Source organism: Kitasatospora sp. cg17-2 (genome assembly GCF_054031055.1).
Genome location: NZ_CM132923.1, coordinates 2620772 through 2639621, shown reverse-complemented (window position 1 = coordinate 2639621; position 18850 = coordinate 2620772). Strand labels below are relative to the sequence as shown.

Sequence of the window (18850 nt, the reverse complement as noted above, 5' to 3'; positions counted from 1 at the left end):
AGTGTTCCACCTGTGGGGCCCCCGCCAGGACGGTCGGCGGCCGGGCCCGGCCAGACCGGGAGCGACGGGAGGTCCGACGGGATGACGACTCCGACCGACGGGGCGGCGGTGACGGCCGCGACGGCCCCGATCAGCAGGACGGCCCCGGGCACCGGGGCGGCGACGGACGAGCGGAGGCGGCCGTGCTGACGGCGGCGGTCAGTGTGGCGCTCACGGCGGCCGGGGTGGCGGTGGCGGGCCTGCGGGCCTACCGTCGGCGCTTCCTCTCCGCGACCCGCTGGTTCGCCGTCGCGCTGCTGCCGCTGGGCCTCTATCTGACCGGCCTGTTCCCGGTGGCCCGGACGATCGGCGACGAGCTGGCCGACTGGGCGACCAAGCTCGTCCTCGACCCCCGGGTGTGGACCGGCATCGTGCTGCTGGGCGTCTCGGCCGGTCTGCTGGCCACCACCCGCTGGGTGGGCCGTCGTGGCGCCGCGGCCGTGGGGAGCGAGTCCCGTCCGGCGGCCGCCGGGCCGGCACCGGCCAAGCCCGCGGTGGCTCCGGCCGCCGGCACCCCGGCCGCCGGGCCGGCCCCGAAGCGGGCCGAGGAGGCCGCCGGCGCCGAGCGCGGCGGGGCGGGCAAGGCCGGGAAGCAGGGCAAGCCGGGCAAGGCGGGCAAGAGCGACAGCGGTCTGGACGAGTTCGCCGACATCGAGGAGATCCTGCGCCGGCGCGGCCTCTGACCGCCCGGCCCGGCGCCCCCGCCGCCCCGCCCGCTCAGGCCGAGGGCACCGCTTCCGCGGAGCGCTGGCGGGCCCGGTACGCGGCGACGTGCAGCCGGTTCCCGCAGGTCCGGCTGTCGCAGTAGCGGCGCGAGCGGTTGCGCGAGAGGTCCACGAAGACCCTCGCGCAGTCCGGTGCCTCGCAGCGGCGCAGCCGTTCGCGCTCGCCCGCGGTGAGGATGAACGCCAGCGCCATGCCCAGCTCGGCGGCCAGGTGGTCGCCGAGGGCGGCGTGCGGCGCGAAGTAGTGGATGTGCCACCCGTGGTGGTCGTGGTTGGTCAGCCGGGGTGTCGTCCCGGCGGCCGCGACCAGGGCGTTCACCTGCTCGGCGGCCTCCTCGGTGGACTCGGTGCCGAAGACCTCGCGCAGCCGGGAGCGCAGCTCGTGCACCTGGCGCAGGTCGTTCTCGGTGAGGGAGTCGATCTCGCTGATCTCCTGCCGGACCACGAAGGCGTCGAGCGCCGCGGTGTCGGGCAGCAGCTCGGTGCCGCACACCTCGGGTGCGGTGTTGAGCAGCTCGACGAGGATGCTCAGGGCGCACTCGGTGTCATGGGTGATCAGCACGTGGAGGCTCCTCGTGCGGAGGGGGCCGTGGGCACCCCGCGACTACGGGTCATTCCCAGACCTTACCGGGGCGGCGAGGGCTCCGGCGGTGGCTTGCTTCGAAGACGCGTACGGATTCCGTAGGTCTGTACGGAGTTTTCTCCGGGGGCCGGGTCGGGCGGTGCCCGCCGGGGCGGACTCCCGGGCAGCCGGGGCCGTGTCCCGGGGCACGGCGGGTCCGTGCGGGCGGGGAGAGGGCCGGGAGAGGAGCGGTGAAGGCGTGGGGGGAGACCGGCGGGCGGAGCGGCGGTCGGAGCGCCGGGGGAGTGCCGGGAGAACGGTCGCGCCCGACAGCGAGGCCGGCCACCCGTGGGGTGGCCGGCTCCGGTGCCGGGCGCGTGCGGTGCTGCGGGCCCACCCCGATCGGGGTGAACCGTTTCGTCACCTGCCCCGAGACCGCGTCGTGCGCGGCTGAGTCTGCTGCCGTGCCCCCGAGTAGGACGGCTGCGGTGACGGCAGGGGTGACGACCCCGCCGACAGCGGGGCGTGACCGCCTCCGGTCGGTCAGCTTTCGGCGAGGATGTGGGACAGCTCCCGGTCGAGGTCGAAGTGACGGTGTTCGGTGCCGGGGGGCACGGCGGCGTCCGTCCGCTTGAGGAACGACTCAAGCGCCCGGGCCGGGGCTTCCAGCAGGGCTTCTCCTTCCGGAGAGCTCAGGGCGATGCAGACCACCCCTTGCCCGTGGCTGCGCGACGGCCAGACCCTGACGTCGCCGGTACCGGTGGGTCGGTGCAGCCCCTCCGCGAGGAGATCTCGGGCGAACACCCACTCCACGGTCTCGTCCGCGCCGGTGTGGAACGTGGCGTGCACGGCATAGGGGTCGGCGGTGTCGTAGCGCAGGCCCGCGGGGACGGGCAGTGAGGACTCGCTGGACACGATGAGGCGCAGGTGCAGCTCGCAGCTGACCGTGGTGTTCATAAGCGCCATGGCCTTTCGCTCAGTGTGCGCTCGGGGAATCGCACGTCGGCGAACGGACCATCCCACCTCCAAGACCGATGTAAACCCCTCTGTCCCGATTCGGGCGCGAGTCGTACCCCTTACGGCGCATTGCGGAATCGCCACAGACCGGCCTCCGGGCGATTACCGGAGCCCTTCTCGGTTAGTTTCCTGGCATGACTGTGCGAAGCGACAAGGCACGCGGTGACGCGGGCGGGAACACCGGAACGGGGGATGTGATCGTGCCGGACGACACGGGGGTGCCGACGGGGGCGGACGACGGCGGCGGGGGCTCCGGCGGGGAGGGGGCGGCGGAGGCCGGCGCGGACGGCGGCAGGCCGCTCGGCTCGCGGGCCCCGCGCTTCATCCGCCGCTCCCGCCCGCTGCACCTGAGCTGGCAGGTGGCCGTCTTCCTGGTCGGCCTGGCCGTCGTGGCGCTCGGCGTGGTCATGCTGCCGCTGCCGGGACCGGGCTGGGTGGTGATCTTCCTGGGTATGGGCATCTGGGCGACCGAGTTCGTCTGGGCCCAGCTGGCGCTGCGCTGGACCCGCCGCAAGGTGGCCGAGGCGGCCCAGAAGGCCCTGGACCCGAAGGTGCGGCGGCGCAATCTGACGCTCACCGCGATCGGTGTGGCGGTGATCGCCGCGCTCGGCGGCTGGTACCTGTGGAAGTACGGGCTGGTCATGCCCTGGAAGATCCACGAGGACTGAGCCGTCCGCCCGCCCGCCGGGCGGGGCCGTCCGGGTGAGGGCGTGGCCGGGGCGGCGGTCGGGACCGCCGGGGAGAGCGGGTTCGGACCACCCTCCGGGATGCGGTAATGTTTTCCCTGCACCCGGGCGATTAGCTCAGCGGGAGAGCACTTCGTTCACACCGAAGGGGTCACTGGTTCGATCCCAGTATCGCCCACCGGAATGCATTGTGATATGTGAGGCCCAGCCGATTATCGGCTGGGCCTCACATGTATTTCCCGCAATCCGGTGAACGGTGCCGGGAATGTCCTGAGGCGCAGTCATCTTCCGCACCGCGCGGGAGTTCTGTGGGGGCGTCGGGCGGCACTCCCCGAACGAGTTGTACGGCACCCCCCGAACGGTGCTACTGTTCTTCTCGTTGCCCGGGCGATTAGCTCAGCGGGAGAGCACTTCGTTCACACCGAAGGGGTCACTGGTTCGATCCCAGTATCGCCCACCGGACAGCACGCAGGCCCTGATCGGAACACCGGTCGGGGCCTGCGGCGTTCGTGCCCGTCGGGCCCGCCCCTACGCGGCCACCTCGCAGTCGTGCTCCGGCGACAGCCGCCGGCCGCAACCGCACCGGGCCGGGCGCATCGGCCAGGACAGGTCCACCCGCTCGTCCGCCCCCGACCGGTCGAACCAGGCCTGCAGCCCCCGGGCCTGCGCCGCGTGCCAGACCGCCTGCCGCAGATGCAGCTCGCCCACCGTCAGCCCGCCCAGCGCCCCCGGGTAGCGGGCGCCGACCGCCCGCACCAGCTCCATCGCCGCCGTCGCGTCCGCCGCCGCCTCGTGCGCCCCGGTCAGCTCGACCCCGTAGTGCGCGCAGAGGTCCGTCAGCGTCCGCCGCCCCCGCCGGTAGCGGTCCACGTGCTTGTCCAGCACCCGCGGGTCCAGCACCAGCAGTGCCGCCGGACCGGTCGCCTCGGCCAGCGACGTTCCCCGGTGCCGGCGCAGCTCGCGGTCCAGCAGCGTCAGGTCGTACGGCGCGTTCATCACCACCACCGGCCGCCCGGCCCGGGCCTGTTCGGCCAGCGCGGCGGCCACCTCGGCCACCACCACCGCCGCCGGGCGCCCGAACGCCCGCACCCTCGCGTCGTCTATCCCGTGCACCGCGCGGGCCCCGTCGGGTATCGGCACGCCGGGATCGGCGAGCCAGGTGGTCGCCACCGGGGCCGCGCCCGGGGCGGGTTGGACGACCAGGGCGGCCGAGACGATGCGATCGGACTCGACGTCCACGCCGGTGGTCTCGGTGTCGAAGGAGGCGAGCGGGCCGGTGAACCAGTGCTGCTGCATGACTGCCCCTCGAAAACAGCGTGTTCCCGCCCCGGTGATACCCGCCCCTGACGCCCCCTCAACCGTTTGGCGGGACACCGGCCGGGCACCCTGCCCTCGGGTGCCGTGTTCGAATGCGGACCGGCCGGGGGGACGGGGGAGGGACGGACGGTCATGGCGCTGACGCAGCCGCAGCCCGAGGAGGCGGCGGCCGTCCTGCGGGGCGATCTGGCGGTGACGGCCTGCATGGAGACCCTGCAGGTCGGCTATCTGCACGCGGTGGTCGCGGCGGCCGGCTGCTCGCTCTCGCAGCCGTTCCCGGACAACGGCATCGACTGGCACGTCAGCCACGGCTCGCGCAGCCACCAGGTCGACGACGAGGTCACCGTCAAGATCCAGCTGAAGGCCACCCAGCAGATCGCGCCCGACCCGCGCGGCGCCTTCTTCTCCTTCACCCTGGACAACGACCACCTGCGCAAGCTCGCCCGGCCCCGGGTCGCGGTGCCCCGGATCCTCGTCGTCATGCTGCTGCCCCGCCGGGTGGACCGCTGGCTCGCCGCCCGGCCCGACGCGCTGGAGCTGCGGCACTGCTGCTACTGGGTCAACCTGGCCGGCCACCCCGTCACCGGACAGCGCCGGACCAACGTCCGGGTCCCCACCGCGAAGGTCTTCGACGACCGCGCCCTGTGCGACATCATGGCCAGGGTCGGCGCGGGCGGCAGCCCGTGACGGCCCGGCCCCCGGCCGGGAGGAGCCGCTCCATGACACTGCCCCACGGGCCGTTGCGCCCCGCGCCCGGCGAACCGCCGACCGGGCCGCTGCCGGATCCGGCCGCCGTCGACCCCGCGGTGCTCGCCACCCTGCTCGCCCGGCACGGCTGGGTCCGGCGCGGCGGACCCTCCGCCCGCTACGGGCGCTGGACACCCCCCGAGGGCACCGACCCCGGCGTCAGCCTGCTCGTCCCGGCCGGCGACGGCTTCGACGACGCGGTCGACCTGCTCACCGACGCCGTCACCGCGCTGTCCCGCTCCGCCAGCCCCTCCGCCCGGGCCATCCTGCTCGCCCTCGCCGTCCCCGGCGACGAGCTGCACTGGCACCGCGACCCGGCCGGGCCGCCCGGCGCCGCCACCCCCGGCACCGCGCCCTGGGACGAGACCGAACGGCTCCGGCGGGCCGCCCGCGCCATGCTCGCCGCCGGCGCCAAGGCCGGCCGCACCCGCGCCGCCTACTTCGGCGCCCGCCTGGACAGCTGGGCCGGCGACTTCCTGGAGCGGGTCCTGGTCGTGTCCGACGGCCCCGGGCTCACCGCCCACAGCCCCGCCCCCGAGGGCCGGGCGGCGATCACCACCCTGGTCCGCGCCCTGGAGGCGCTGCGCGACGCCGTCGACTACCGCCGGGTCAGCGGCGGCGCCGAGGCCTTCGAGAACGCCGTCCAGTCCGGGGTCAGCCGCGAGCTGGTCGACGCGGTCCAGGACCTCGTGCGCGGCGCGACCGCGAGCCGCTTCACCGTCGCCTGGTCGGCCGCCGCCGGTACCCCGGGCGGCTTCGGCGACCGCCGGACCGTCGTCGAGTTCTCGCCCGGCGACCTGCCCGCCCTGGCCGAGGCCGCCGAGCTGCTCGAACGCCTCGAACCCGCCGTCGCGGTCACCCTGGTCGGCCTGGTGGTCCGGCTCAAGCGCGCCGACCCCGCCGGGCCCGGCAACGTCCGGCTGCGGGTGCTCGGCGGCGCCGAGGTCGACGAGGTCAAGGTGCGGCTGCCCGACGCCGCCTACCGGCTCGCCGCCGAGGCCCACCTGGCCGGCACCCCCGTACGGATCTCCGGCCGACTGGAACGGCGCGGCGGCTTCCGCCGCCTCACCCGGCCCTCCGCCCCGGAGCCCTGCGGACTGGAGGACGCCGAGCGCGAGCGGCTGCTCAAGACCCTGGGGGAGGGGAGGGAGGCATAGGAGGGGTACGGAGGTGACGGTGGGGCCACCGGTCTCGGTACCATCGTCAGACGCAGCGCTGTGCTGCGTCCTCTGAATCCAGCACGTCAGGAGAGACCGGTGACGGACGTCCGGGTAATCATCAACCGCGAACCCGATCGGGAAGAGCGCGTGGTGACCACGGGCACGACGGCCGCCGAGCTCTTCGCGGACGACCGCTCGATCATCGCGGCCAAGGTCGCCGGCCAGCTCAAGGACCTCGCGTACGCGGTCCAGGACGGCGACGAGGTCGAGCCGGTCGTGATCGGCAGCCCCGACGGCCTCGACATCCTGCGCCACTCCACCGCGCACGTCATGGCCCAGGCCGTGCAGCAGCTCTTCCCGGAGGCCAAGCTCGGCATCGGCCCGCCGGTCAAGGACGGCTTCTACTACGACTTCGACGTCGAGAAGCCGTTCCACCCCGATGACCTCAAGGCCATCGAGAAGAAGATGCAGGAGATCATCAAGCGCGGGCAGAAGTTCTCGCGCCGCGTCGTCACCGACGAGGCGGCCCGCGCGGAGCTCTCCGGCGAGCCGTACAAGCTGGAGCTGATCGGCCTCAAGGGCTCCGCCGCCATCGCCGGCGAGGGCGCCGACGTCGAGGTCGGCGCCGGCGAGCTCACCATCTACGACAACCTGGACGCCAAGAGCGGCGAGCTGTGCTGGGGCGACCTCTGCCGCGGCCCGCACCTGCCCAGCACCCGGATGATCCCGGCGTTCAAGATCATGCGCTCGGCCGCAGCCTACTGGCGCGGCAGCGAGAAGAACCCGATGCTCCAGCGCCTCTACGGGACCGCCTGGCCGAGCAAGGACGAGCTCAAGGCGCACCTGGAGTTCCTGGAGGAGGCCGCCAAGCGCGACCACCGCAAGCTCGGCAACGAGCTCGACCTCTTCTCCATCCCGGAGGAGATCGGCTCCGGCCTCGCCGTCTTCCACCCCAAGGGCGGCATCATCCGCCGCGCCATGGAGGACTACTCGCGCCGTCGGCACGAGGAGGAGGGCTACGAGTTCGTCTACACCCCGCACGCCACCAAGGGGAAGCTCTTCGAGAAGAGCGGCCACCTGGACTGGTACGCGGACGGTATGTACCCGCCCATGCAGCTCGACGAGGGCGTGGACTACTACCTCAAGCCGATGAACTGCCCGATGCACAACCTGATCTTCGACGCGCGCGGCCGCTCGTACCGTGAACTGCCGCTGCGCCTGTTCGAGTTCGGCACCGTGTACCGGTACGAGAAGTCCGGCGTGGTGCACGGCCTGACCCGCGCCCGCGGCTTCACCCAGGACGACGCGCACATCTACTGCACCCGTGAGCAGATGGCGGACGAGCTCGACTCGACCCTCACCTTCGTGCTCAACCTGCTGCGCGACTACGGTCTGACCGACTTCTACCTGGAGCTGTCCACCAAGGACCCGGAGAAGTTCGTCGGCAGCGACGACGCCTGGGAGGAGGCCACCGCCGTCCTCGCCGCGGTGGCCGAGAAGCAGGGCCTGCCGCTGGTCCCGGACCCGGGCGGCGCGGCCTTCTACGGCCCGAAGATCTCGGTGCAGGCGCGGGACGCCATCGGCCGGACCTGGCAGATGTCGACCATCCAGCTGGACTTCAACCTGCCCGAGCGCTTCGACCTGGAGTACACCTCGGCGGACGGCTCGCGCCAGCGGCCGGTCATGATCCACCGTGCGCTGTTCGGCTCGATCGAGCGGTTCTTCGCGGTGCTGCTGGAGCACTACGCCGGCGCCATGCCGCCGTGGCTGGCCCCGGTCACCGTGACCGGCATCCCGATCACCGACGAGCACGTGCCGTACCTGCTGGAGGTCGCGGCCGAGCTGAAGAAGCGCGGGGTCCGGGTCGAGGTGGACACCTCGGACGACCGGATGCAGAAGAAGATCAGGAACGCCCAGAAGACCAAGGTCCCGTTCATGCTGATCGCCGGCAACGACGACGTCGAGGCGGGCGCGGTCTCCTTCCGCTACCGCAACGGTGAGCAGAAGAACGGTGTCCCGCTGGCCGAGGCCGTGCAGGAGATCGTGGACGCGGTGGAGCGTCGCATCCAGGTCTGACCCGACCGTGTGCGCGGGGCGGGCTCCTCAGGGAGTCCGCCCCTCGCGCTTTGCAAGCGGGGGCGGGCGAATATGCTGATCAGCATGACGACTGAGCCGGAACTGCAGCGGGGCGTCGGGGAGCCGGACGGCTTCCGCCGCCTGTGGACCCCCCATCGGATGGCCTACATCCAGGGCGAGAACAAGCCCACCGGCCCGGCTCCGGACGACGGCTGTCCGTTCTGCTCGATCCCGTCGCTCACCGACGAGGACGGGCTGGTCGTCGCGCGCGGGAGCTCGGTGTACGCGGTGCTCAACCTGTACCCGTACAACGGCGGTCACCTGATGGTGGTCCCGTACCGCCACGCGGCGGACTACACCGAGCTGGACGAGGCGGAGACGGCCGAGCTGGCGGTGTTCACCAAGAAGGCGATGACGGCGCTGCGCGCGGCCTCGGGCGCGCACGGCTTCAACATCGGGATGAACCAGGGCGCCGCGGCGGGGGCCGGTATCGCCGCGCACCTGCACCAGCATGTGGTGCCGCGCTGGGGCGGGGACACCAACTTCATGCCGGTGGTCGGCCACACCAAGGTGCTGCCGCAACTGCTGGCGGACACCCGGAAGATGCTGGCCGAGGCCTGGCCGGTGGACTAGTACCTGACGCGGGAGGGCCCCCGTCGACCGTTCCGGGTCGGCGGGGGCCCTCCTCGTGTCGTGGGGCGGCCCGGTCAGGCGTCGTAGCGGTCGACCTTGAACGGCCGGCTGCCCTGGGCCTCGGCCTTGAGGCCGGCCGCGCGGCCCTTGAAGGCGCGTTCGGTGTCGAGGTCGTGCTCGGCGAGGAACTCCATCGTCGCCGTGTGGACGGCGCCGATCACCGGGTGCGAGACGTTGAGCGCGTTGTCGGCCATGGTGCGGGTGTCCCAGGGCTGGCCGGCCCAGATGTGCCGGAGGCCGAAGGGTTCGGGCAGGCCGAGGCCGCCGCCGAGCCAGGACAGCAGGCCGGGCATCCGGTAGAAGGGGGCGCGGACGGCCTGCCGGACGACCTCGTCGTTGTCGATCAGCGGGAGCTTGACCGTGCGCTCCTCCCAGAACCGCACGGTCTTGGCGACCGACTTCTCCTTGTCCTTGGGCTTGTCGAAGAAGTAGCCGTTGATCGGGCCGAGCGCGAAGGCCGCGACGGTGACGTTGAGGGTGTTGGCGAGCAGGGCGACGGTGACGGTGAAGGTCAGGACGAGCTTGCCGTCGTGGGTGATGAACTGGGTGGAGAGGTAGTGCCGGGGGCCGCCGCCGAAGGTCTGCTTGTCGGCGATGGCCTGGACGGCGAAGTCGCGCATGTGGTCGCCGTCCATGTCGGCGCTGCCGGGGCGGCTGATCTCGTCGGCGTTCTCGCCGACCTCGAAGACGACCCACTGCTTGATCCGGACACCGGGGATGCCGCTGTTGGCGACCTCGCTGATGCCGAGGGCCTTGAGGTGGCCGGAGATCTTGCGGACGAGGTCCCAGGGGTGGAACTGGCGGAAGTCGATCTGGCCCTCGGCGGGGCGCAGGGTGTCGATGAGCTTCCACTCGCCCCAGCGGCGGCCGGCGCCGAGGATGCCCTTGGGACCGGCGTAGTGGTGGACGTTGGTCTCCTGCTCGGACTCCAGTCGGCCGAGTTTGGCGCGCAGGTCGGCGGCCTTCTTGTCGAGGTCGTCGCGGGGGACGGCCATCGGGACGGTCGCGGCGACGGCGTTGCCCTCGACGAGCTGCAGCCAGCGGGCGCGCAGATCGAGGGCGGTGCGGACGACGATGCGCTTGGCGAGGTACCAGCCGACGACCGGGGCGAGCATGACGATGCGCAGGTAGAGGCCGAGGATGCCGCCGGCCGGGGGCTTGATCGCGAGCAGGACGGCGACGGCGGCGGCGAGGAAGAGGACGACGCCCCCGTACACGCCGGCGTTCTTGGGGTTGTCGCGCTTGAGCCAGGCGCGGAGCTGGAAGGCGCCGAGCCAGATCAGGGTGCCGGGCAGGAAGAGCAGGCCGGTGACGAGGGAGACGGTGGACAGCTGCCGGTCACGGCCCCGGCGGACCTCCTCCGCGGCGAGGCAGTGCTCGACGACCTGGCGGGTGTCGACGCCGAAGGCGGGCACCAGGGGCTTGCGGTCGCCGCCGAGGGCGCGGGAGATGAGCGCCTTGCTGAAGGCCTCGCCGAAGTTGGGCGCGAAGAGGGCGAAGCGGCCCTTCTTGGCGGTGGCTCCGTCGAGTTTCCCGGCGTCGCCCGTGAGTTCGGCGTCGCGGTACGCGGCCGAGGAGAGCGCCTGGGTGCCGGCGGTCTGCGGGCCGGCATCGGTCCGGGGTATCTGCGCACCCGGGGTCATGTCGAGTGTGGTCACGGTGGCGTCCCCTCCTCCCCTTGTCCTGCGGCAGGGTACCGCGCCGGGGTACCGGTGCGCGGATGATCGTCTGAACTGGCGTCACGAACGGGCCACGTCGGGCCCGTGGGGCATGATGCCCACGTTTCGGCCGTTCGACGCGCCCCGGGAGCCTGTTGCCGGGAGGGATGGGGCACGATGGGCGCCATGGAGAGCGATGCGCTGACGGATCCGGTTCTGGTCTTCGACGGGGACTGCGCGTTCTGCACGACGTGTGCGACCTGGGCGGAGCGTTTTCTGCGTCAGACGCTGGCGTCGGGGGGCTGGGAGGCGGTGCCGTTCCAGTTCGCGGACCTGGCGGGGCTGGACGCCCTGGCCGGGGGGCGCGGCGAGGTGTCGTGGGAGCGCGCGGAGCGCGAAGTGCTCTGGGTGACGCCGGCCGGCCGGGTGTACGGCGGGGCGCAGGCGGTGGCGCGGCTGCTGATGCGTTCGGGCGGGGCGTGGGCGTACCTGGGCGGGGTGCTGGCGCTGGCGCCGGTGCGGCCGGTGGCGGGGCTGGTGTACCGCTGGGTGGCGCGTTACCGGCACCGGATGCCGGGTGGGACGGCGGCCTGCGCGCTGCCGCGGCGCTGACGGCCGCGCCGCTGACGTCCGTAGCGCCGTCGGCGGGGCCCGACGTCCGGGGGCGTCAGTCGTCCTGGTCGGCGAAACGGGCGGCGAGGGCGGCGGGCATGGGTTCGTGGCGCAGGTGGGAGCGGCCGAACTCGGCGGTGCCGTGGGTGAGCGAGCGCAGGTCGACGGGGTAGCGGGCGAGTTCGAGCTCGGGGACCTCGGCGCGCAGCAGGGTGAGGCCGGGGCCGGCGGTCTCGGTGCCGAGGACGCGGCCGCGGCGGGCGGAGAGGTCGCCGAGGACGGCGCCGAGGTAGTCGTCGGGCAGCAGGACGCGGACGGCGGCGACGGGTTCGAGGAGCCGGATGACGGCGTGTTCGGCGGCGTCGCGCAGGGCGAGGGCGGCGGCGTTCTGGAAGGCGGAGTCGGAGGAGTCGACGGAGTGCGCCTTGCCGTCGGTGAGGGTGACCCGGATGTCGACGAGCGGGTGGCCGGTGGCGACGCCCTTGGCGAGCTGGGCGCGGACGCCCTTCTCGACGGAGGGGATGAAGTGCTTGGGGACGGCGCCGCCGACGACGTGCTCCTGGAACTCGAAGCCGGAGCCGGCCGGGAGGGGTTCGACCTCCAGCTCGCAGATGGCGTACTGGCCGTGGCCGCCGGACTGTTTGACGAGGCGTCCGTGGCCGGCCGCGGCGGTGCCGAAGGTCTCGCGCAGGGCGACCTTGTGGGGGACGGTGTCGACGTGGACGCCGTGGCGGTTGCGGAGGCGGTCGAGGAGGGTCTCGGCGTGGGCCTCGCCGGTGCACCAGAGGACGAGCTGGTGGGTGTCGGGGTTCTGTTCGAGGCGCAGGGCCGGGTCCTCGGCGGCGAGCCGGGCGAGGGCCTGGGAGAGCTTGTCGTCGTCGGCCTTGCTGTGGGCCTCGACGGCGATCGGCAGCAGCGGGTCGGGGAGCGGCCAGGTGTCGAGCTCGACGGGGTGGCCGGGTTCCTGGACGGTGTCGCCGGAGCGGGCGGTGGTGAGTTTGGCGACGCAGACGAGGTCGCCGGCGACGGCGTGCGGGACGGGGCGCTGGAGTTTGCCGAAGGGGCTGGTGAGGCCGGTGACGCGTTCTTCGGCGTCCTGGTCGGCGGGGTGGTGGGGGCCGGTGAGGCGGATGCGGGTGTCCGGGCGCAGGGTGCCGGAGTAGACGCGGAGCAGGCTGACCCGGCCGACGTAGGCGTCGCCGGTGACGCGGACGACCTGGGCGGCGAGGGGCGCGTCGGGGTCGCAGGCGGGGCCGGGGCGGGTGCGTTCGGTGGGGTCGGGGAAGGCGCTGGTGATGAGGTCGAGGAGTTCGGTGGCGCCGAGGCCGTGCTCGCTGGTGGGGACGGCGGGGTGGAGGGCGCAGGTGAGGACCTCGCGGCGCAGGCCGGCTTCGAGGGCGTCGGTGTCGAGGGTGTCGCCGGCCAGGTACTGCTCCATGAGGGTGTCGTCCTGGCCGGAGATGGCTTCGACGAGGCTCTCGCGGGCGGGCCCGGTGTCGGGGAGGGGGTCGGCGCTGCCGTAGGTGTGGCCGGTGAGGAGGTCGACGCTGCCGTCGGGCCGGCCGTCGTGGTGGACCGGGAGGAAGAGCGGCCGGAGGGTGTCGGGGCCCAGTTCGAAGGCGTCGTGGCAGGCGGTGAGGATCTCGTCGAGGCTGCCGCGGGCGATGTCGAGTTTGGCGACGGCGATGGCGCGGGGGATGTTCTCGGCGGCGCACTGGCGCCACAGGGCGCGGGTGGGGGCGGTCACCGGGTCGGTGGCGGAGACCACGAAGACGGCGGCGTCGGCGGTGTGCAGGGCGGCGCGCAGGTCGGCGGCGAAGTCGGGGTGGCCGGGCGGGTCGATCAGGTTGATCTTGACGCCGCGCCATTCGAGGGGGAGCACGGAGAGCTGGACGGAGCGCTGCTGCTGGTGCTCGACGGGTTCGTGGTCGGAGACGGTGGTGCCGTCGGCGACCTTGCCGGGGCGGCCGAGGGCGCCGGCGGCGAGGGCGAGGGACTCGGCGAGGGTTGTCTTGCCGACGCCGGCGCAGCCGACGAGGGCGACGTTGCGCAGGTCGCGCGGTCCGGTGACGGCGGGGGCCTGGCCGGCCCGGGCGGTGCTGCGGTCGGGCATCGGGGTCTCCTCCCGTCGCGCCGGGGGCTGTCGGTGAAAGTCTAGGGTCGAAGGCGTCGGGGGGCGCGGTACAAAGGCGGCGGGGGGCGCGCGAGCGGTCGGTGGGCGGGGAGTGTCTGCGGGCGTGGCTACGATGGGTGCGCCGGGCGGGCTGATCCGTCGGGTCGTCTGCCGCAATCTCCGCCGCAGGCGGGTACCAGGCAGATCGGAGCGGTCGGGAAGGCCATGCTCAACAAATACGCGCGTGCCTTCTTCACACGTGTCCTGACCCCGTTCGCCGCGTTCCTGATCCGGTTGGGTGTGAGCCCGGACACCGTGACGCTGGTCGGCACCGCCGGTTCGGTGGCGGGCGCGCTGGTGTTCTTCCCGCGCGGGGAGTTCTTCTGGGGCACCATCACGATCACGCTGTTCATCTTCTCGGACCTGGTGGACGGGAACATGGCACGGCAGCTGGGGCGGACCAGCAAGTGGGGGGCGTTCCTCGACTCCACGCTGGACCGGGTCGCGGACGCCGCGGTCTTCGGCGGCCTGGCCATGTGGTACGCGGGCAAGGGCGACAACAACCTGCTGTGCGCGGTGGCGGTGTTCTGTCTGGCGAGCGGACTGGTGGTGTCGTACACCAAGGCGCGGGCCGAGAGCCAGGGGCTGCCGTGCGACGTGTCGGGGCTGGTGGAGCGGGCCGAGCGGCTGGTGATCAGCCTGGTGGCGGCCGGTGTGGCGGGTCTGGCGACGTTCGGTGTGCCGTACGTGGAGTGGCTGCTGCCGGTGGCGTTGTGGCTGGTGGCGGTCGGCAGTCTGGTGACGGTGGTCCAGCGGATGGTGACGGTGCGCCGCGAGGCGTTCGAGGCGGACCGGGCGTCGGCCGGGAGTTGAAGGGGGCGGTGCCGCGGTGAAGGAACGAGTGGTGGACCGGCTGGTGTACTCGGCGTACGCGTCGGGCTGGGCGGTGCTGAGGCATCTGCCCGAGCCGGCGGCGCGGGCGCTGTTCGACCGGCTGGCGGACTCGGCGTGGCGGCGGCGCGGCAAGCGGGTGCTGCAGTTGGAGGCGAATCTGCTGCGGGTGTGCCCGGACGCGGACGAGGCCCGGCTGCGGGAGCTGTCGCGGGCCGGGATGCGGTCGTACATGCGGTACTGGCAGGAGTCGTTCCGGCTGCCGGTCTGGGGCCGCGCGCGGGTGCTGCGGGACGTCCGGGTGGACGGGTTCGAGGGGCTGCGGGAGGTGCTGGAGTCCGGGCGGGGCGCGGTGGTCGCGCTGCCGCACATGGGCAACTGGGACCTGGCGGGGGCCTGGGTGGCCTCGCTGGGGTATCCGTTCACGACGGTGGCGGAGCGGTTGGAGCCGGAGCGGCTGTTCGACCGGTTCGTGGCGTTCCGGGAGAGCCTGGGCATGGAGGTGCTGGCGCTGACCGGCGGCTCGGTGAACGTGGTGGGCACGCTGGCGCGTCGGCTGCGGGCGGGGAAGCTGGTCTGCCTGGTGGGGGACCGCGACCTGTCGGAGGCGGGCATCGGGGTGTCGTTCTTCGGTGAGGCGACGCGGATGCCGGCCGGTCCGGCGGCGCTGGCCCAGCGGACCGGGGCGGCGCTGATGCCGGTCTCGCTCTGGTACGAGGGCCGGATCCTGCGGGGCCGGATCCATCCGGAGGTGCCGGTGCCGGCGGAGGGCGACCGGGCGGAGAAGACCCGGGCGATGACGCAGGCGATGGCCGACGTGTGGGAGGACGCGATCCGGGAGCACCCGGAGGACTGGCACATGCTGCAGCGCTTCTGGCTGGCCGACCTCCCGGTCCGTGAGACGGTGGAGGCGGGGCCGGCCCGCCCCGCGGACCCGGTGGCCGCAGGTCCGGCCGTGGCCGACCCGGTCGTCGCGAAGCCCGTGGTCGCCGGTCCGGTGGTCGCCGACCCGGCGGTCGAGGCCCCGGGGGCGTCGGGGGCCTGAGGCCCTGCCCGTCGTCGTCCGTGGCGTCCGCGCCGCCCGTACCGCCCGCACCGTCCGCAGGATTTCGAGGAGACCCGTGAAGATCGGCATCGTCTGCCCGTACGACTGGGACGTCCCCGGTGGCGTGCAGTTCCACATCCGGGACCTCGCCGAGCACCTGATCGGTCTGGGGCACGCGGTGTCGGTGCTGGCACCGGCCGAGGACGACGAGGCGCTGCCGCCGTACGTGGTCTCGGCGGGGCGGGCGGTGGCGGTGCCCTACAACGGCTCGGTGGCGAGGCTGAGCTTCGGGATCCTGTCGGCGGCCCGGGTGCGGCGCTGGCTGCACGACGGGCGGTTCGACATCCTGCACGTGCACGAGCCGGCCTCGCCGAGTCTGTCGATGCTGGCGGCCTGGTCGGCCTCGGGGCCGATGGTGGGCACCTTCCACACCTCCAACCCGCGCTCGCGGGCGATGATCGCGGCCTCGCCGATCCTCCAGCCGGGCCTGGAGAAGATGCGGGCCCGGATCGCGGTGAGCGAGTACGCGCGGCGCACCCTGGTGGAGCACCTGGGCGGGGACGCGGTGGTGATCCCCAACGGCGTGGACGTGGGCTTCTTCGCGGAGGCCGAGCCGGACGCACGCTGGACCGGCGGGGCGGCGGCCGGCGGGCCGGGGACGATCGGCTTCATCGGGCGGATCAACGAGCCGCGCAAGGGGCTGCCGACGCTGCTGGCGGCGCTGCCGCGGATCCTGGCGGAGCGGCCCGGGGTGCGGCTGCTGGTCGCGGGCAAGGGCGACGAGGAGGAGGCGGTCGCCGGGCTGGCGCCGGAGGTCCGCGCGCAGGTGGAGTTCCTCGGCATGGTGAGCGACCGGGAGAAGGCCCGGCTGCTGCGCAGCGTGGACCTGTACGTGGCGCCCAACACCGGTGGCGAGAGCTTCGGGATCATCCTGGTCGAGGCGATGTCGGCGGGCGCGCCGGTGCTGGCGAGCGATCTGGACGCCTTCAAGCAGGTGCTGGACGGCGGGGACGCGGGCGAGCTGTTCCCGGTGGAGGACGCGGACGCGCTGGCGCGGACGGCGCTGCGGCTGCTGGGGGACCCGGGGCGGCTGGAGGAGCTGCGGAAGGCGGCGTCGCGGCATGTGCGGCGGTTCGACTGGTCGACCGTGGGCGCGGACATCCTGGCGGTCTACGAGACGGTGACGGCGGGCGCGGCGGCGGTGGTCGAGGAGGACGAGCGCAGCGGCCGGCGGGGCCGGTTCGGGCTGGCCCGGGACTGAGCCGTCGGCGGGGCGCGGATAGGGTCGGACGGCTGTCCCGTCGGACGTCCGGTGCGACGTCCGCGGTCCTGTCCGTTGTCCTGCTCCGTTGTCCCGACCGCGTGCCCCCGGAGGCCCCCGATGCCGCAGATCTCCGTCGACTACTCGCCGAGCCTGGCCGGCTCCTTCGACCGCCGTGAGCTGGGGGTGGCGATCAACCGGCTCGCGGTGGAGACCATCGACGCCACGCCCTCGGGCTGCAAGACGGTCTTCCGGCAGACCGATCCGGAGGTCGTGGTGGGCTTCGGCGAGCGGGCCGAGGCGCAGGTGTTCGTGCAGTTCCAGATCTTCCCGGGGCGGACCCCGGAGGCGAAGGCGGCGCTCACCGAGGCGGTGCTGGCGCTGCTGGCCGAGAGGGTGAGGCCGGTGCCGGGGGAGCGGCTGCAGCTCGCGGTGGACGTGCGCGACATCGACCGCGGGGCGTACCGGAACACGGCGGTCGAGGGGTGAACCGGGGGCACCCGGTAGCGTAGCGCCCCGTGACTACGTGGATCTGGGCCGGCGTGGCCGTGGTGCTGTTCGGGATGTACCTGAGTTGGACGGCCGGGAGGCTGGACCGGCTGCACGCCCGGATCGACGCCGCCCGGGCGGCGCTGGACGCGCAGCTGGTCCGCCGGGCGTCGGTGGCGATGGAGCTGGCGACGTCCTCGCTGCTGGACCCGGCGGCCTCGCTGCTGCTGCTGGACGCGGCGCACGCGGCCCGGCAGGCGGAGGACGAGCAGCGCGAGGTGGCCGAGAGCCAGCTGAGCCTGGCGCTGCGGGCGGTGTTCGCGGAGCCGGAGCAGGTGGCGGTGCTGGTGGCCGAGCCGGGCGGCGAGGAGGCGGTGCGGGACCTGACGGCGGCGGTGCGGCGGGTGCCGATGGCGCGGCGGTTCCACAACGACGCGGTGCGGGCGGCGCGGGCGGTGCGGGAGCACCGGCTGGTGCGGTACTTCCGGCTGGCGGGCCGGGCGCCGTTCCCGATGGCGTTCGAGATGGACGACGCGCCGCCGGTGGCGCTCACTCCCGAGGGCGCGCCCGCGTAGGGCGCGCCGGCGCGGGGAGCGCGGCGGGGGACCGATGGGGCAAGTCCGGCACGGCCGGGTGGAACGCGTCTCACCTGTTGCGGCGGGTGGGTCCGGATCCGGCCTGTTTGTCGTATCCCGTCACGCACGCTGGACTTGGTGGCGCATGGAGGGGCCGTTTCTTCCGCCTACCATAGGGCGATAGCACTGGTTCATCTTCGAGTGAGGTCTCACGTGTCCACCACCCCCACCACCGCAGACCAGCCGCAGATCGGTACCGCCCGGGTCAAGCGCGGCATGGCCGAGCAGCTCAAGGGCGGTGTGATCATGGATGTGGTCAACGCCGAGCAGGCGAAGATCGCCGAGGACGCCGGCGCTGTGGCCGTCATGGCCCTGGAGCGTGTGCCGGCCGACATCCGCAAGGACGGCGGCGTGGCCCGCATGTCGGACCCGAACATGATCGAGGAGATCATCGCCGCGGTCTCGATCCCGGTCATGGCGAAGTCCCGGATCGGCCACTTCGTCGAGGCCCAGGTCCTCCAGTCGCTGGGTGTCGACTACATCGACGAGTCCGAGGTGCTGACCCCGGCCGACGAGGTCAACCACTCCGACAAGTTCGCGTTCACCACGCCGTTCGTCTGTGGTGCGACCAACCTGGGCGAGGCGCTGCGCCGCATCGCCGAGGGCGCGGCCATGATCCGCTCGAAGGGCGAGGCCGGTACCGGCAACGTCGTCGAGGCCGTCCGCCACCTGCGCCAGATCAAGAACGAGATCGCCAAGCTGCGCGGCTTCGACAACAACGAGCTGTACGCCGCCGCCAAGGAGCTTCGCGCCCCGTACGAGCTGGTCAAGGAGGTCGCCGAGCTGGGCAAGCTCCCGGTCGTGCTGTTCTCCGCCGGTGGTGTGGCCACCCCGGCCGACGCCGCGCTGATGCGCCAGCTGGGTGCCGAGGGCGTCTTCGTCGGCTCCGGCATCTTCAAGTCGGGCGACCCGGCGAAGCGTGCCGCCGCGATCGTCAAGGCCACCACGTTCTTCGACGACCCGAAGATCATCGCCGACGCCTCCCGCAACCTGGGCGAGGCCATGGTCGGCATCAACTGCGACACCCTGCCGGAGACCGAGCGCTACGCCAACCGCGGCTGGTAATACGCCTCCCACGGCCCGCCGCACGGTGTGATCATCGGCGCGGCGGGCCGCTGCGCGTC

The 18850-nt window shown here is 73.2% G+C and carries 18 protein-coding genes and 2 tRNA genes; 15 read left to right on the top strand and 5 right to left on the bottom strand.

Translation table 11 applies throughout. The features are described 5' to 3' along the window. The first annotated feature begins 182 nt into the window (after nt 1-182). Nucleotides 183-722, top strand: coding sequence for a hypothetical protein (locus tag ACW14Y_RS10475; protein WP_456986603.1), 540 nt, complete (start codon nt 183-185; stop codon nt 720-722). Between the two features lie 34 nt (nt 723-756). Here the strand turns inward: ACW14Y_RS10475 and ACW14Y_RS10470 are convergent, their stop codons facing one another. Beyond that, complete coding sequence (locus ACW14Y_RS10470) at nt 757-1326, bottom strand: CGNR zinc finger domain-containing protein (protein ID WP_380310949.1); 570 nt, start codon at nt 1324-1326, stop codon at nt 757-759. A 543-nt stretch (nt 1327-1869) separates the two neighbouring features. Then, entirely contained in the window at nt 1870-2283 is a 414-nt protein-coding gene (locus ACW14Y_RS10465) for an SsgA family sporulation/cell division regulator (RefSeq protein ID WP_030056266.1), read from the bottom strand. A gap of 194 nt (nt 2284-2477) precedes the next feature. Here ACW14Y_RS10465 and ACW14Y_RS10460 point away from each other — a divergent pair, with 194 nt between their 5' ends. The 3 genes from ACW14Y_RS10460 (at nt 2478) to ACW14Y_RS10450 (ending at nt 3486) form a co-directional block, all read left to right on the top strand. Continuing rightward, the gene (locus ACW14Y_RS10460) at nt 2478-3011 is read left to right on the top strand and encodes a TIGR02611 family protein (RefSeq protein ID WP_380383700.1); all 534 of its coding nucleotides are present in this window, start codon (nt 2478-2480) and stop codon (nt 3009-3011) included. 124 nt (nt 3012-3135) lie between these two features. Continuing rightward, nucleotides 3136-3207 (top strand) — tRNA-Val (locus ACW14Y_RS10455). Nucleotides 3208-3414: 207 nt separating this feature from the next. After that, a tRNA-Val gene (locus ACW14Y_RS10450) sits at nt 3415-3486 on the top strand. A gap of 71 nt (nt 3487-3557) precedes the next feature. Here ACW14Y_RS10450 and ACW14Y_RS10445 read toward each other — a convergent pair. After that, the gene (locus ACW14Y_RS10445) at nt 3558-4325 is read right to left on the bottom strand and encodes an exonuclease domain-containing protein (RefSeq protein WP_380310953.1); all 768 of its coding nucleotides are present in this window, start codon (nt 4323-4325) and stop codon (nt 3558-3560) included. 153 nt (nt 4326-4478) lie between these two features. Between ACW14Y_RS10445 and ACW14Y_RS10440 the strand changes: the two genes are divergently transcribed. From ACW14Y_RS10440 to ACW14Y_RS10425, 4 genes are all read left to right on the top strand, one after another. Beyond that, entirely contained in the window at nt 4479-5033 is a 555-nt protein-coding gene (locus ACW14Y_RS10440) for a DUF4365 domain-containing protein (RefSeq protein WP_266310367.1), read from the top strand. Between the two features lie 32 nt (nt 5034-5065). Beyond that, a complete protein-coding gene (locus tag ACW14Y_RS10435) occupies nt 5066-6250 on the top strand; it encodes a hypothetical protein (protein WP_456986602.1) in 1185 nt (394 codons plus the stop codon). 99 nt (nt 6251-6349) lie between these two features. Then, nucleotides 6350-8329 carry a threonine--tRNA ligase gene (gene thrS / locus ACW14Y_RS10430; RefSeq protein WP_456986601.1) on the top strand — a complete coding sequence of 660 codons (1980 nt, stop codon included), beginning with the start codon at nt 6350-6352 and terminating at the stop codon, nt 8327-8329. Between the two features lie 72 nt (nt 8330-8401). Continuing rightward, nucleotides 8402-8962: an HIT family protein gene (locus ACW14Y_RS10425; RefSeq protein WP_266275249.1), complete on the top strand. Its 561-nt coding sequence runs from the start codon at nt 8402-8404 to the stop codon at nt 8960-8962. Between the two features lie 74 nt (nt 8963-9036). Here the strand turns inward: ACW14Y_RS10425 and ACW14Y_RS10420 are convergent, their stop codons facing one another. Further along, nucleotides 9037-10680: a hypothetical protein gene (locus tag ACW14Y_RS10420; RefSeq protein ID WP_380383706.1), complete on the bottom strand. Its 1644-nt coding sequence runs from the start codon at nt 10678-10680 to the stop codon at nt 9037-9039. A 186-nt stretch (nt 10681-10866) separates the two neighbouring features. Between ACW14Y_RS10420 and ACW14Y_RS10415 the strand changes: the two genes are divergently transcribed. Beyond that, the gene (locus ACW14Y_RS10415; protein WP_266310363.1) at nt 10867-11292 is read left to right on the top strand and encodes a thiol-disulfide oxidoreductase DCC family protein; all 426 of its coding nucleotides are present in this window, start codon (nt 10867-10869) and stop codon (nt 11290-11292) included. A 55-nt stretch (nt 11293-11347) separates the two neighbouring features. Here ACW14Y_RS10415 and ACW14Y_RS10410 read toward each other — a convergent pair whose 3' ends face one another. Then, nucleotides 11348-13405, bottom strand: a complete 2058-nt coding sequence (locus tag ACW14Y_RS10410) for an elongation factor G-like protein EF-G2 (protein ID WP_380439585.1) — start codon at nt 13403-13405, stop codon at nt 11348-11350. A 225-nt stretch (nt 13406-13630) separates the two neighbouring features. Here ACW14Y_RS10410 and pgsA point away from each other — a divergent pair, with 225 nt between their 5' ends. The 6 genes from pgsA (at nt 13631) to pdxS (ending at nt 18791) form a co-directional block, all read left to right on the top strand. Then, complete coding sequence (pgsA, locus tag ACW14Y_RS10405) at nt 13631-14278, top strand: phosphatidylinositol phosphate synthase (protein WP_320442021.1); 648 nt, start codon at nt 13631-13633, stop codon at nt 14276-14278. A 16-nt stretch (nt 14279-14294) separates the two neighbouring features. Beyond that, complete coding sequence (locus tag ACW14Y_RS10400) at nt 14295-15341, top strand: phosphatidylinositol mannoside acyltransferase (RefSeq protein ID WP_380311275.1); 1047 nt, start codon at nt 14295-14297, stop codon at nt 15339-15341. Between the two features lie 76 nt (nt 15342-15417). Next, on the top strand, nt 15418-16602 hold the full coding sequence (locus ACW14Y_RS10395; RefSeq protein WP_380311273.1) for a glycosyltransferase family 4 protein: 1185 nt from the start codon (nt 15418-15420) through the stop codon (nt 16600-16602). Between the two features lie 120 nt (nt 16603-16722). Beyond that, nucleotides 16723-17091, top strand: a complete 369-nt coding sequence (locus ACW14Y_RS10390; protein WP_456986600.1) for a 5-carboxymethyl-2-hydroxymuconate Delta-isomerase — start codon at nt 16723-16725, stop codon at nt 17089-17091. Between the two features lie 74 nt (nt 17092-17165). Continuing rightward, complete coding sequence (locus ACW14Y_RS10385) at nt 17166-17666, top strand: hypothetical protein (RefSeq protein ID WP_266277338.1); 501 nt, start codon at nt 17166-17168, stop codon at nt 17664-17666. A 213-nt stretch (nt 17667-17879) separates the two neighbouring features. Then, the gene (gene pdxS, locus ACW14Y_RS10380; RefSeq protein WP_030300161.1) at nt 17880-18791 is read left to right on the top strand and encodes a pyridoxal 5'-phosphate synthase lyase subunit PdxS; all 912 of its coding nucleotides are present in this window, start codon (nt 17880-17882) and stop codon (nt 18789-18791) included. Nucleotides 18792-18850: the final 59 nt, after the last annotated feature.

Excerpts from the sequence above, each read along its gene's own strand:
- ACW14Y_RS10465 (WP_030056266.1), bottom strand. The coding sequence starts at position 2,283 with ATGAACACCACGGTCAGCTGCGAGCTGCACCTGCGCCTCATCGTGTCC.
- ACW14Y_RS10460 (WP_380383700.1), top strand. The coding sequence starts at position 2,478 with ATGACTGTGCGAAGCGACAAGGCACGCGGTGACGCGGGCGGGAACACC.
- ACW14Y_RS10445 (WP_380310953.1), bottom strand. The coding sequence starts at position 4,325 with ATGCAGCAGCACTGGTTCACCGGCCCGCTCGCCTCCTTCGACACCGAG.
- ACW14Y_RS10440 (WP_266310367.1), top strand. The coding sequence starts at position 4,479 with ATGGCGCTGACGCAGCCGCAGCCCGAGGAGGCGGCGGCCGTCCTGCGG.
- ACW14Y_RS10435 (WP_456986602.1), top strand. The coding sequence starts at position 5,066 with ATGACACTGCCCCACGGGCCGTTGCGCCCCGCGCCCGGCGAACCGCCG.
- ACW14Y_RS10425 (WP_266275249.1), top strand. The coding sequence starts at position 8,402 with ATGCTGATCAGCATGACGACTGAGCCGGAACTGCAGCGGGGCGTCGGG.
- ACW14Y_RS10415 (WP_266310363.1), top strand. The coding sequence starts at position 10,867 with ATGGAGAGCGATGCGCTGACGGATCCGGTTCTGGTCTTCGACGGGGAC.
- ACW14Y_RS10410 (WP_380439585.1), bottom strand. The coding sequence starts at position 13,405 with ATGCCCGACCGCAGCACCGCCCGGGCCGGCCAGGCCCCCGCCGTCACC.
- pgsA (WP_320442021.1), top strand. The coding sequence starts at position 13,631 with ATGCTCAACAAATACGCGCGTGCCTTCTTCACACGTGTCCTGACCCCG.
- ACW14Y_RS10390 (WP_456986600.1), top strand. The coding sequence starts at position 16,723 with ATGCCGCAGATCTCCGTCGACTACTCGCCGAGCCTGGCCGGCTCCTTC.
- ACW14Y_RS10385 (WP_266277338.1), top strand. The coding sequence starts at position 17,166 with ATGTACCTGAGTTGGACGGCCGGGAGGCTGGACCGGCTGCACGCCCGG.